Origin of the sequence: Streptococcus lishijunsis, from assembly GCF_047290665.1 — a bacterium.
Lineage (GTDB): Bacteria > Bacillota > Bacilli > Lactobacillales > Streptococcaceae > Streptococcus.
Genome location: NZ_JBLBUC010000001.1, coordinates 109,127 through 122,126, shown reverse-complemented (window position 1 = coordinate 122,126; position 13,000 = coordinate 109,127). Strand labels below are relative to the sequence as shown.

The 13,000-nt window shown below is 41.2% G+C and carries 15 protein-coding genes; 6 read left to right on the top strand and 9 right to left on the bottom strand.

Translation table 11 applies throughout. The annotated features are described in order from the left end of the window. Positions 1-4: 4 nt before the first annotated feature. Positions 5-1,246 (bottom strand): dicarboxylate/amino acid:cation symporter, encoded by a 1,242-nt coding sequence (locus ACLN19_RS00655; protein ID WP_413381965.1) that lies wholly within the window; start codon positions 1,244-1,246, stop codon positions 5-7. Positions 1,247-1,492: 246 nt separating this feature from the next. On the opposite strand from ACLN19_RS00655, the gene ACLN19_RS00650 reads away from it, so the two are divergent. From ACLN19_RS00650 to ACLN19_RS00640, 3 genes are read left to right on the top strand one after another with little or no spacing between them, the layout of a single operon-like run. Then, on the top strand, positions 1,493-1,636 hold the full coding sequence (locus ACLN19_RS00650) for a hypothetical protein (RefSeq protein WP_413381962.1): 144 nt from the start codon (positions 1,493-1,495) through the stop codon (positions 1,634-1,636). A gap of 31 nt (positions 1,637-1,667) precedes the next feature. Then, positions 1,668-3,005 (top strand): Nramp family divalent metal transporter, encoded by a 1,338-nt coding sequence (locus tag ACLN19_RS00645; protein ID WP_413382277.1) that lies wholly within the window; start codon positions 1,668-1,670, stop codon positions 3,003-3,005. Positions 3,006-3,026: 21 nt separating this feature from the next. Continuing rightward, the gene (locus ACLN19_RS00640) at positions 3,027-3,566 is read left to right on the top strand and encodes a biotin transporter BioY (RefSeq protein ID WP_413381959.1); all 540 of its coding nucleotides are present in this window, start codon (positions 3,027-3,029) and stop codon (positions 3,564-3,566) included. 23 nt (positions 3,567-3,589) lie between these two features. Here the strand turns inward: ACLN19_RS00640 and metG are convergent, their stop codons facing one another. Further along, on the bottom strand, positions 3,590-5,581 hold the full coding sequence (gene metG, locus ACLN19_RS00635; RefSeq protein ID WP_413381956.1) for a methionine--tRNA ligase: 1,992 nt from the start codon (positions 5,579-5,581) through the stop codon (positions 3,590-3,592). Between the two features lie 231 nt (positions 5,582-5,812). Here metG and ACLN19_RS00630 point away from each other — a divergent pair, with 231 nt between their 5' ends. Together ACLN19_RS00630 and ACLN19_RS00625 are read left to right on the top strand one after the other, a co-directional pair. Further along, positions 5,813-6,457 carry a deoxynucleoside kinase gene (locus tag ACLN19_RS00630; protein ID WP_413381953.1) on the top strand — a complete coding sequence of 215 codons (645 nt, stop codon included), beginning with the start codon at positions 5,813-5,815 and terminating at the stop codon, positions 6,455-6,457. Positions 6,458-6,551: 94 nt separating this feature from the next. Then, positions 6,552-7,379, top strand: a complete 828-nt coding sequence (locus ACLN19_RS00625; protein WP_413381950.1) for an exodeoxyribonuclease III — start codon at positions 6,552-6,554, stop codon at positions 7,377-7,379. A 28-nt stretch (positions 7,380-7,407) separates the two neighbouring features. On the opposite strand, the gene ACLN19_RS00620 is transcribed toward ACLN19_RS00625, so the two are convergent. The 6 genes from ACLN19_RS00620 to serC form a co-directional block, all read right to left on the bottom strand. Continuing rightward, positions 7,408-7,761, bottom strand: a complete 354-nt coding sequence (locus tag ACLN19_RS00620; RefSeq protein ID WP_413381946.1) for an arsenate reductase family protein — start codon at positions 7,759-7,761, stop codon at positions 7,408-7,410. 58 nt (positions 7,762-7,819) lie between these two features. Further along, on the bottom strand, positions 7,820-8,299 hold the full coding sequence (locus tag ACLN19_RS00615) for a methylated-DNA--[protein]-cysteine S-methyltransferase (protein WP_413381943.1): 480 nt from the start codon (positions 8,297-8,299) through the stop codon (positions 7,820-7,822). After that, positions 8,286-8,513 (bottom strand): DUF6440 family protein, encoded by a 228-nt coding sequence (locus ACLN19_RS00610; RefSeq protein WP_413381940.1) that lies wholly within the window; start codon positions 8,511-8,513, stop codon positions 8,286-8,288. The genes ACLN19_RS00615 and ACLN19_RS00610 overlap by 14 nt, the downstream gene beginning before the upstream one ends. 99 nt (positions 8,514-8,612) lie before the next feature. After that, entirely contained in the window at positions 8,613-9,794 is a 1,182-nt protein-coding gene (locus ACLN19_RS00605) for a 3-phosphoglycerate dehydrogenase family protein (RefSeq protein ID WP_413381937.1), read from the bottom strand. 38 nt (positions 9,795-9,832) lie between these two features. After that, on the bottom strand, positions 9,833-10,381 hold the full coding sequence (locus tag ACLN19_RS00600) for a GNAT family N-acetyltransferase (protein ID WP_413381935.1): 549 nt from the start codon (positions 10,379-10,381) through the stop codon (positions 9,833-9,835). 20 nt (positions 10,382-10,401) lie between these two features. Next, a complete protein-coding gene (gene serC, locus ACLN19_RS00595) occupies positions 10,402-11,493 on the bottom strand; it encodes a 3-phosphoserine/phosphohydroxythreonine transaminase (RefSeq protein ID WP_413381932.1) in 1,092 nt (363 codons plus the stop codon). Between the two features lie 129 nt (positions 11,494-11,622). On the opposite strand from serC, the gene ACLN19_RS00590 reads away from it, so the two are divergent. Then, entirely contained in the window at positions 11,623-12,261 is a 639-nt protein-coding gene (locus ACLN19_RS00590; RefSeq protein WP_413381929.1) for a copper homeostasis protein CutC, read from the top strand. Positions 12,262-12,292: 31 nt separating this feature from the next. Here ACLN19_RS00590 and ACLN19_RS00585 read toward each other — a convergent pair whose 3' ends face one another. Further along, positions 12,293-13,000, bottom strand: coding sequence for an MIP/aquaporin family protein (locus ACLN19_RS00585; protein WP_413381926.1), 708 nt, complete (start codon positions 12,998-13,000; stop codon positions 12,293-12,295).

Sequence of the window (13,000 nt, the reverse complement as noted above, 5' to 3'; positions counted from 1 at the left end):
GACATTATGATAAGACGACTAACTCTGAGTCTTCTGAGCTAATAGTCGATGATTTTCCTTCTAAAATGACTACTGCAAGCGCATTTCCAATAACATTTAAGGCTGTTCGTCCTGCATTTAAAAAAACATCTACAGCTAAAATCGCTGCCACGCCTTCTTCTGGCAACCCTAGCTGATTAGCTACTGCTAATAACACAACAATAGCTCCTGATGGGATAGTTGCTATGGTCTTACTAATCAGGCTTAAAAGCACTATAAAACCAAACAATTGCGAAAGACTGAGATTGATTGCATAGCTATGAGCGATAAAAACCGTAGCCAATGATAGATAAACCACCGCCCCATCTAAATTAAAGGTATAGCCTAAAGGTAACACCAAATGCGCTTTATTATCCCTCTCTTCACCAGTATCCAAACGTTCAATCAACTGTGGCAAAACCACACTAGAACTCCCAGAGACAAATGCGAGGGCTACCAAGTCCCAAATAGAACTAAGCAGCTGTCTATAAGAGATGCCAAAAGCCATTGCTAATAAGGGAAAGAACAGCAAAGCTAACAAAGCATACCCTATGTAAGTCCCAAACACAAACTGAGCTAGCGAAGCGATAGCCCCTACGCCAAGTGTAGACACCTTAGCCGCCATAAATCCAAACACACCGATAGGTAAGAGACTAACCACAAGCCTTGTCACCTCATGCATAACATCTATCCAAGTCACTAAAACAGTGATGATAGAGCTAGTGTCCTTATCCAAACTACTAAGGGCCAAGCCTATGATAAGAGCAAAGAGGACACTAGGTAAAAGGGCTCCTGAAGCTAAGGTAGCAAAGATATTATTAGGAATAAGGTCTAGCAAAAACGTATCAATAGCAACACCTTTAGCAATCCCATCTAAAGCTGTTGACTGCGAGGTCAACTCAGCCCCTTGCCCAAACCCTAGATAATAAGCTATAAGCACATAAACAGCAATGATAAGCGTCGTTACTATAAAAAAGTAGCCAAAGGTTTTTACCAAAAAACGAGATAAACCGCCACTTTGATTGGCTTGTGCTACTGATACGACCACAATAGGGACTATCAAGGGCAAAATCACTGCACTAATCAAACGAATAAAGGCTGATCCTAAAAATTCATAGAGTGCACTGCCTTGAGGGAATAAGATACCACTTATCACACCTAAAACTAAAGCCACAACAATAGCGACCCCAGATCTAGCCTTTATCTTTTCTATCAACTCTTTTGTCATACGTCTCTCCAATCTCTAAAGCGTTCGACTTGATCAAGTTATTAGCATTGTAGCACTCTCACAGCCCACTCGTCCAATACCCTTTTTTTATAGACCTGATAGAAGATATTTATCAAGAAAAGCCAACAACTTATGATTAAGTTTGCTTAATTTTTTTGTAAAGCATGCATTTTCTTCTTTTCATTCCCTCATTTTTGCGCTATAATGAGAAAGAATATGTTATGTCACTATTATAGAGAGGTTATTATGCTATCAAAAAGTCTTATCTCACTGCTATCTGCTCTTATCTTTATCAGCTATGGACTGATGAGCCAGCATGTTATGTTTCTCATTCTAGGTCTTGTCTTTATCGTCATTGCCCTAGCCAACTTTTTGACGTCTAAAAAATAACAGCTCTATGAGTTAGAAGGATTTGTCTATGATGTCTATGCAAGAAAAAGCTTCGCTAAGCGAAGTCAATCAAAGTATTGCCGTGCCTGAAAATGCTTCTTTTTGGCGTATGCTACGCACCTTTTTAGGCCCAGGTGCCTTGGTAGCTGTAGGTTATATGGATCCTGGTAACTGGATTACGAGTGTCGTGGGAGGTGCTAGTTACAAGTATCTGCTCTTATCTGTTGTCCTTGTCTCGTCACTGATGGCCATGCAGCTACAACAAATGGCAGGAAAATTAGGGATTGTCACACGCCAAGACCTCGCTCAAGCCACAGCCAATCATCTACCCAAACCCATTCGCTACCTTTTATTTGTCATCATCGAGCTAGCGCTAATGGCGACAGATTTGGCAGAGGTGATAGGCTCTGGTATTGCACTGCATTTATTATTTGATTGGCCTCTGTTATTTTCCATTTTCATTACCATCTTAGATGTCTTTTTACTGCTATCAATTATGAAAATGGGCTTTAGAAAAATTGAAGCCATTGTGGCTACTTTGATTTTGACGATTTTAGTGATTTTTATCTATCTAACGATTTTGTCAAAACCTAGCGTCTCAGGTATTCTAACAGGCTACTTGCCTCAATTAGCCGTCTTTGACAGTGGGCATATGGTCGCTGGAAATAGCCGTCTGACATTGGCTTTGGGGATTATCGGAGCAACCGTTATGCCACATAACCTCTATCTCCACTCCTCTATCTCACAGACACGACAAGTCAACTACGACAAGCCTGACTCTATCAAAAAGGCTGTGAAGTTTATGACTTGGGATTCAAATATCCAACTATCACTTGCCTTTATCGTTAATTCCTTGCTGTTGATATTGGGGGCTTCCCTTTTTTATGGTCACGCTAGTAAGATTAGCGCTTTTGCTCAAATGTACAATGCCTTAGCCGATAGTCACATCGCAGGCAGCGTCGCTAGCAGCGCTCTTTCAACCTTATTTGCCATTGCTTTACTAGCTAGCGGGCAAAATTCGACCATTACAGGTACATTGACTGGGCAAATCGTCATGGAAGGTTTTATCCATCTCAAAATGCCACAATGGCTTATTCGCCTTATCACAAGACTGCTGGCGCTTTTGCCTGTCATCATTGCAGCTCTGCTCTTTGGAAGTAAAGAACAAGTGCTCGATCAGTTAATCGTTTATTCTCAAGTCTTTTTATCCGTAGCTTTGCCGTTTTCCATCTTTCCTTTGATTTATTTTACCTCTAATAAAAAGCTGATGGGAGAATTCGTCAATGCTAAATGGAACACTGCTATTGCTTATCTCGTTGCCATTAGTCTGACCCTTTTAAATATCAAACTCATTATTGACCTTTTTTAAGTTTTAGGAGAAGGAGATTTTATGACCAATACTTATCGCTTACTCATTATAAGCCTATCCACTGCTTTATTAGCTGTTTTGTCCCAATTTAGCATTCCTATCGGGACAACCCCCATTACGCTGCAGACTTTTGCGGTCGGCTTAATCGCTAGCCTCCTCTATTTTAGCGATGCTATAGCAGCTGTCAGCTTATATCTGTTCTTAGGCATTGTTGGCTTACCTGTATTTGCAGGAGGTAGCTCAGGCTTTGCCAGCCTTATCTCACCTTCTGGTGGGTTTCTCTGGGGCTTTCTCTTTTACGCTACCATAACCGCTATCTTAAGTCGCAAAACCAGTCTATCTATCTTTTTAGCCAATATCGTTGGACAAATTAGCTTATTTATCTGTGGCTTTCTCTCTCTTTGGATTTTCGGGCAATTCAGCCCAACAGCTAGTCTTGGTATTATCTTACCATTTATCCCTATCGAGCTTATCAAAATCACCCTTATTAGCTTAATTGCCCCTCGCTTATTAAGTGCACTAGCAAAAACACGTTATTTCACCAATCAAAAAGACTTTTGAGGATAGCCTCAAAAGTCTTTTGTCTAACCAATGATACTTCCATTGGCAACTGCATCATCAACTGTTAGAACAGTCAGCTTACCGTCATGCTCAGCTGAGAGAATCATCCCTTGACTGACATATTTTTTCATCATCTTACGAGGTTTCAGATTAGCTACAATCTGCACTTTTTTACCAATCAACTCTTTTTCATTGGGATAGTATTTGGCAATGCCTGATAGAATTTGACGATGCCCTTTGTCACCAGCATCCAACCTAAAGCGAAGAAGTTTATCTGAACCTTCGACTTTTTCCACATCTATCACTTCAGCGACACGAATTTCAGCAGCATCAAAGATGTCAAACTTAATCTCATCTTTACTGCTAACCAACTCTACTTCTTCAGGGATCCATGTCTCTTGACTAGACGTTTGTGGTGTCATTTGCTCTTTGATATAAGCAATCTCTTCTTCCATATCAAGGCGTGGGAAGATAGGTTGACCTTTTGAGACAACCCTTAGACCTTCTGGGAGGTCAAAAAGACTCAAATCACGCAAATCAGCCACCTCAGGCAAGCCTAATTGGCTCATGATACTATTTGACGTTTCCATCATAAAAGGTTTAAGCAAGTGTGCCACCACACGCAAACTAGCTACCAAATGACTCATGACAGCTTCTAATTGATCACGGCTAGCCTCATCCTTAGCCAAAATCCACGGTGCTGTTTCATCGATGTATTTATTGGTTCTAGCGATAATCGTCCAAATCGCCTCTAAGGCACGTGGGAAATCAACGGCGTCCATCTGTTGATGATAATCAGCAATAGTGGATGCTATCACTTGCTCTAGTGGCTTATCAAAAGGTGTCACATCAGCGCTAAACGTAGGCACCTGACCATCAAAATATTTATTCACCATAGCCACTGTACGATTAAGCAAATTGCCTAAGTCATTAGCCAACTCATAATTGATACGCCCCACATAGTCCTCTGGAGTAAAGGTCCCATCAGAGCCTACTGGTAGCGAACGCATGAGGTAATAACGTAGCGCATCCAAACCAAAACGCTCAACCAACATCTCAGGATAGACGACATTTCCCTTTGACTTAGACATCTTGCCATCTTGCATGACAAACCATCCGTGTGCCACTAACCGTTTTGGCAATGGAAGATCTAGCGCCATTAGCATAATTGGCCAGTAAATCGAGTGAAAGCGCAAAATATCTTTACCAAGCATGTGAATATCGGCTGGCCAAAAAGTCTCCATGAGATTTGGTAGGTCATTGTAGTAGCCAAGTGCTGTGATATAGTTGGTCAAGGCATCAATCCACACATAGACTACATGTTTAGGGTCAGACGGGACCTTGACTCCCCACGTAAAGGTAGTCCTTGAAACCGCCAAATCTTCAAGACCTGGCTCAATGAAGTTTTTAATCATCTCGTTCATACGCCCATCTGGTTGAATAAACTCAGGGTGTTCTTGATAATAGGCTAACAAACGATCCGCATACTTACTCATCCTAAAGAAGTAAGACTGCTCTGATACTTTTTCCACTTCATGACCTGACGGTGCTATACCACCAATCATATTGCCATCAGCATCACGAAAGACCTCCGCTAACTGGCTTTCGGTGAAGAATTCTTCATCGGATACAGAATACCAACCTGTGTATTCACCCAAATAAATATCACCTTGCGCTAATAAGCGCTCAAAAATCTTAGCAACAGCCTCTTCGTGCGCTTTATCCGTTGTGCGGATAAATTGGTCATAAGAAATATCCAGCAGTTGCCAGAGCTCTTTGACACTTGCTGCCATATTGTCAACATACTCTTGAGGAGCTATCCCTGCTTCTTTCGCCTTTTGCTCAATCTTTTGCCCGTGCTCATCAAGCCCTGTCAAATACTGAACATCATAACCCATCAAACGCTTATAACGTGCCAAAACATCACAAGCAATTGTCGTGTAAGCTGAGCCAATGTGGAGTTTTCCAGACGGATAATAAATCGGTGTTGTAATATAAAAAGTATTTTTGGTCATCTTGTCCTCCAGCGCTAATGAAACGCTCTATATTTACCCAAAGGCATTCTTATTCATTTTATCATAAAGCCCCTTAAAAATATAGCCAAAAAGCAGAAAAAGAAAGACTCACATGATTATATGATAGCTAATCCGGGCTTGCTAAACACCATATCTAGTGATAAAATATAAACATAACTACAATATATAGATTTCATAGCTATTATGAATAGATGGAGGTCGATTACTATCGTGATTATTTTAGCAGGGATGATAGGTGTCGGAAAAACAACCTATACTGAAAAATTAGCTCAAGCACTAGGTACTCAAGCTTTTTTTGAACCCGTGGATAAGAACCCCATTTTGGATAAGTACTACAAAGACCCTGACAAGTATGGCTTTGCACTTCAAATCTACTTTCTAAACAAGCGCTTCAAGTCTATAAAGGAAGCTTATAGCGACAATAACAACGTCCTTGACCGCTCTATTTATGAGGATGCTTTATTTACCTACATTAACATGCTTCAAGGTAGCATCTCAAAAGAAGAATACCATATCTATCTCGATCTTTTAGACAATATGATGGAAGAAATGAGTGCGTTGCCTAAAAAAGCACCTGATTTATTGATTTACCTTGATGGTAGTTTTGAGCATATTCTTGCTAATATCAAAAAAAGAGGGCGTCCTTTTGAGCAACCAACAGCAGATAATCAGCTTGAGGACTACTATAAACTGCTCCATAAGCACTATGCTAAATGGTATGAACAATACCAACACAGTCCCAAGATACGTATCCAGACAGACCAGCTTGATATCTATCAACAAGAAGATTGGGACAAGGTTTTTGAGACTATCTCTCAAAAACTCAGCACCCTCTATGGGACACATAACAAATAGAGCACGACTTTAGCCTGATTGTTGGGCGCATTAGTCGCCAAGCCAACACTTTTTTGATAAAATAAAAGCACGATAAAATGAAAAGGATATGACTATGAAACTCATTTCTTGGAATATTGATTCCCTAAATGCTGCCCTAACCAGTGATTCTAACCGTGCGCTACTGTCTCGTGCTGTACTAGAGACCCTAGTCAGCCAAAATGCTGATATTATTGCCATCCAAGAGACAAAACTCTCTGCCAAAGGTCCTACCAAAAAGCATATGAGCATCCTAGCAGACTATTTCCCTGACTATGAAATAGCTTGGCGCTCATCTGTGGAGCCTGCTAGAAAAGGCTACGCAGGAACTATGTTTCTCTATAAAAAAGGGCTTAATCCTATCATCACCTATCCTGAAATTGATGCTCCAAGTACCATGGATCAAGAAGGACGTATCATCACTTTAGAATTAGCTGATTGCTTTGTCACACAAGTCTATACACCTAATGCAGGTGATGGCTTAAAACGCCTTTCTGAACGCCAAATTTGGGATCAAAAATACGCTGACTATCTAGCTTCTTTAGACAAAGAAAAACCTGTCCTCGCAACAGGTGACTACAATGTCGCTCACAAGGAAATCGATCTAGCTCATCCTAAGAGCAATCTTCGCTCACCAGGCTTTACTCAAGAAGAGCGAGATGGCTTTACCAATCTCCTCGCTAAAGGATTTGTCGATACTTTTAGATATGTCAATGGCGATCTTCCTCATGTCTATAGCTGGTGGGCACAGCGTAGTAAAACCAGCAAAATCAACAACTCTGGTTGGCGCATTGACTATTGGTTGACTAGCCAACGTATCGCCGATAAGGTCATCACTTCTCAGATGATTGACTCAGGAGAGCGCCAAGACCACACACCTATTCTTCTTGAGATAGCATTATAAAAAGGACCGCTGGTCCTTTTTATCATTTTTATGACAGCAACGTCTCATAGTCACTACGATAGCCGATTTGAAGAAGCTGATCATCCTTTACTAAAAGTGGGCGCTTAATCAGCATCCCGTCACTAGCTAAAAGTGCTGCTGCCTCTGCTTGAGACATATCAGCTAGTTTATCCTTTAAGCCAAGCTCTCGGTAGCGCTGACCACTGGTGTTGAAAAATTGCTTCAAGGTAAAATCACCTTGACTCATCCAAGCCAGCAAGCTCTCCTCACTTGGCGGATTCACTTTGATATTGATGTCGTGATAATCAAGAGCTAGCTGATCTAGTTCTTTTTTAGCACGCTTACACGTACTACACGGTGGGTATTGATAAAATGTAAACATAATGGCCTCCTCTACCTCTATCATATAAAAGGACTAGAATCTTGTCAACGACTAGGTCCTAGAGGATACCTTCATGTTGTAAAAGCCATTCTTTTCGAGAAAGTCCTGCTACATAGCCAGTCAACTTACCATCACGCGCTACAACACGGTGGCAAGGAATAAAGAGCACTAGCGGATTTCTAGCAATAGCCCCACCTACTGCTTGAGCTGAAGCACAGCCCAACTGCTTTGCGATTTGCCCATATGTTGCTACTTGGTGATGCTCAATACAGGACAACTGATACCAAACGTCTTTTTGAAACGAAGTCCCTTGAGTAATGATTGAAGGGCTAGGATAGCTAAAATCTCCTGAAAAATAAGCATCTAACCACGCCTTTGCTTGATATAGATGCTCCGTTTTCCTTGAGATTGTCTCTAGTTGTTGCCACCTCTCAAGATGCTTTTGCCCCACAAACCAAGCTCCGATAAGACCGTCTTGACTTGCTAAGAGAGACATCCTCCCAATAGGGCTTTCATAATCCCTCTTAAAGAAGACCATCACGCCATTTTTCGTTAATCTTTGGACTGCCATCAGTATTATAGAGAGGTGTTATCGCATGAAAATCACTTAAAATCCCACCTGTCTCAAGATACTCAAGTCCTGTTTCTTTATCAATAAGAAGCGCTAGATTTTGCTTACTATTGTCAAAGGTTATCGTTGTAAATCGTTCTTTTAGGTCATTTTTATAGGCCTTTAAAGCTGCTTTGTCCATAAGCCCTCCTCTATGGTAATGAAATGATCATTACATTTAACACTGTCAGTATAAAAAATCCGATACCAAAAGTCAAGCATCTACTCAATGAGAACTCTCTTAATCGAACCCCTTGATTAAGCGTACACGGACGATATTGTCATCTTCTTCAAAGGTTGACACTAACTGCTCAATCTTAGCCTTATCTCTTTCGTCAAGATCTAATAAGGTATAAGCAAAGTCCCCTTTTGAGCGGTTGATGATATTGTCAATATTGATCCCAAAATCAGACACCGCTGTTGAAATCTTAGCGACAATATTAGGCACATTTTTATTGATAAGGGTGATACGATAAGGAGCACTTAGAGCTTGATGGACATTAGGGAAGTTGACCGCATTGGTAATCTCACCTGTCTCCATGAAGCGACGAATCGTCTGCGAGGCCATAATCGCACAATTGAGCTCTGCTTCTTCTGTCGAGCCACCAACATGAGGAAAGACAGTGATAGCTTCTTTATTGAGAAGCTCTTCAGAGCCAAAATCAGTGATATAGCCTTTTACGACACCCGTCTCAATAGCATCAAAAAGAGCTTGGTTATCCACTAATTCAGCACGAGCAAAGTTGATAATGGTCACACCTTTTTTCATACTAGAAAAGGCAGCCTCATCAAAAGTATGACGTGTCGTCTCTGTCAAAGGCACGTGAACAGTGATATAATCACTACTTTCAAAAATTTCTTTTAAATCAGATACACGCTTGACATGGCTTGAGATATTCCACGCTGCCTCGATGGATACATATGGGTCATACCCCAGAACATTCATCCCTAAGCGGCGTGCGTCATTAGCGATACGAGCCCCAATAGCACCAAGTCCAATAACGCCAAGGGTTTTTCCTGCAATTTCACTACCTGCAAATTGTTTTTTACCTGCTTCGATTTGCTTTGGCACGTCTGCTCCAGACAAGGTATTGACCCATTTATTGGCTGCTAGATAGTCACGCGCTGACAACAGCAACGAACTTATGACAGCCTCTTTAACAGCATTAGCGTTGGCACCTGGCGTATTAAAGACAACAATTCCTGACTTAGTCGCCTCTTCAATGGGAATATTATTGGTCCCTGCCCCTGCACGAGCAATCGCTTTTAAGTTGTCTGGAAAAACCGTATCATGCAAGTTTTGACTACGAATGATATAAGCATCAGGATTTTCGGCTTTATCGCCATCAATTTGAAATTGATGGCCCAACTCCTCGAGCCCAATCGTGTTTATGTTATTGTATGTTTTGACACTAAAAACCATATCTCTACTAGACTAGCTCAGCTAGCACCTTTCTATTTTTACAAAAGACTGGCTTCATCTATTTCTTGATAAAGACTCGTCTCACTTTTATGTTTTATTTTTTGATACGCTAGACGGACACCATCTAAAGGCACTTTACCACAGTAGAGAAAGCCTAGTTTATCTAGAAGTTTTTGCATGGCCATATTTTTTTCATGCGTATCACATCTAAAGTCTGGCCCCTTATGCCCCTCTATCAAGCCTTGTAAGAAGATTTTCCCAAATCCCTTACCTCTATACTTTGTCGAAATCGCTATGCGATGAAAAGTGGTATAGTGATAGTTGTTGTGGCGCCATTTTCCCTCATAAATCTTATCATAAACTGACTCATGCCCCTCACAGACAGCTGCGTAAGCGACCAGCTCACCATCTTCTAACCCTACCCAGGCTTGTGCATTCAAGATATCAGCCATAATGGTCTCCTGAGTCGGATAACCATCATCTCCTTGCCACTGGTCACTTCCTGACTGCGCCAAAAAGGCACGCGCCTCCTCGATAATCGTCATGATAGCCTTTAGTTCATTTGGATAAGCTAAACGTATTTGCATCTCTACTCTCCTTTGACAAACTAGCTATTAGCCTCTTCAAAGTCTTTCATAAAGGCAATTAAATCAAGCACACCTTGACGCGGAAAAGCATTGTATAGACTAGCACGCATACCACCAACCGAACGATGTCCCTTGATATTTTTAAAGCCAAGTGCTGTGGCTTGTTCAACAAACAAGCTATCTAACTCTCTACTTGGTGTCACAAAAGGAATATTGGCTAGAGAACGTTCCTTTTTGTGGAGGACTGGGCTTGTGTAAAAGTCAGACTGATCGATAAAATCATACAATAGACCTACTTTTTCACGATTCATGGCCTCCATCTTATCGACGCCACCTTGTTCTTTCACCCATTCAAAGACTAATTTTGAGATATAGATACTAAAAGCAGGAGGCGTGTTATAAAGAGAAGCTGCTTCAGCTTGAATACGATAGTCTAGCATACTAGAGAGCGCTTGGTTATCATTTAAGAAATCCTCACGTATAATGACAATCGTCACTCCTGCAGGACCTATATTTTTTTGAGCTCCAGCATAAATCATAGCAAAATCCTCCACACGATAACGTGCAGCAAGGATATTTGAGGACATGTCTGCTATTAAAGGAACACCATTAGTATCTGGCGTCTCATAAATCGCAGTGCCTTCAATGGTATTATTGGTCGTTATATGCACATAAGAAGCACTTGGATCGATTAGGGCAGGATCAAAGCTTGGAATATGATTGTAACAACTCTCTTCTGATGACGCTAATAAAATTGGCTCAAAAGGAATGGTTTGTGACAATTTCACAGCTTCTGTATAAGCTTTTTTCCCCCAGGAACCACCGACCAGATAGTAAGCTTTAGCCCCTTTAGCAAGGTTTAGCGGAATCATCGAAAATTGAGTTGAGGCACCGCCTTGCATAAAGATAACTTTATAATTATCTGGTATTGCCATCAATTCACGAAGCAAAGCCTCAGCATCCTTGATGATAGCATCAAATTCTTTAGAGCGGTGGGACATCTCCAAGACGCTCATACCACTAGATTGGTAGTCAAGTAATTCGCTTTGCGCTTTTTTAAGAACTGACTGTGGCAAAACAGCAGGACCTGCTGAAAAATTGTAAATTGTCATTATTTACCTCCATATATAAGCTAGATTATAGCATAATTGTCTGAATTTTGTAAAGATTTTAGAGCGCTTTTTTCATATTGATAGCTTCTTTTTCGTGTTATAATACTTATAAAAACTAAAGGAGATCCCATGATTATCAAAGAATTTTGTGCTGAAAATCTCACCGACCTACATCAGTTAGATCCAAGTGATATTAAGCGTGTCGAGTTGTGTGACAATCTAGCTGTTGGAGGAACTACTCCTAGCTATGGTGTCATCAAAGAAGCTAGTCGCTATCTGCATGACAAAAATATCAGTCTTTCTGTCATGATCAGACCTCGCGGTGGGGATTTTTGCTATAACGACTTAGAGTTGAGAGCTATGGAGGAGGACATCTTAAAGGCTGTCGAATTAGAAGCAGACGCCTTAGTCTTTGGTGTCTTGACCAAGGAACTGAGGATTGATACCGAAGCTATTGACTATCTGCTTCCTGCTAGTCAAGGTGTTGACCTTGTGTTTCATATGGCTTTTGATCTGATTGCTAAAGAAGAGCAAAAAGAAGCCATTGACCAGCTGGTAGCCTTAGGTTTTAAACGTATTTTGCTACATGGCTCAGCCAAAAAAAGAGACATCTTTGACAATAGTAGCCACTTAAAAGAGCTAATCGCTTACGCTGATAATCGTATTGAGATATGTCTAGGTGGTGGTGTGACTGCTCATAACTATCAAAAGCTCTGCCAAGATACAAAAGCAAACTACGTTCACGGAACACATATTCACCGTATATAAAAAAGAGGAGTAGTACTCCTCTTTTTTAGCTTCAAAAGACTAATGTATAAAACACAGCTGCCAATAAACCACCGATAATAGGTCCCACAACAGGCACTAATGCATAACCCCAATCAGAGTCTCCTTTGTTCTTTAAAGGGAGAATCGCATGCATGATACGAGGACCTAAGTCACGTGCCGGGTTAAGAGCATAACCTGTCGGACCTCCCAGCGAAACCCCCAATGAGACGATCAAGCCACCCACCACAAGGGTACCCAAGCCAACAGGCATATCGTATTGGCTAAAGGCTAGCAGGCCCAAAACCAAGACAAAGGTACCGATTGCTTCTGTTATCACATTAGATAGCGGATTTCTAATGCCAGGACCTGTCGCAAAACTGCCTAAAATGGCTCCCTTATCCTCCGTTATATCATAGTGGTCCTTGTAGGATAGATACACTAAGATACTACCGATAAAGGCACCGATAAATTGTGCTAAGATATAAGGAAGCACAGATGACCAAGTGAGATTGCCAGCGTAAGCCATGGCAATAGATACTGCTGGATTGAGATGAGCTGGACCTAGTAGTCCTGAGACAAATGCCGCCATAGCCACTGCCAAGCCCCAACCTACGGTAATGACAATCCAACCTGCATCTTTTGCCTTACTTTTATCCAAGACAACGCCTGCCACAACGCCATTTCCTAATAAAACCAGCAGAGCGACTCCGATAACTTCGCCTAATAATTCCTTTGCCAT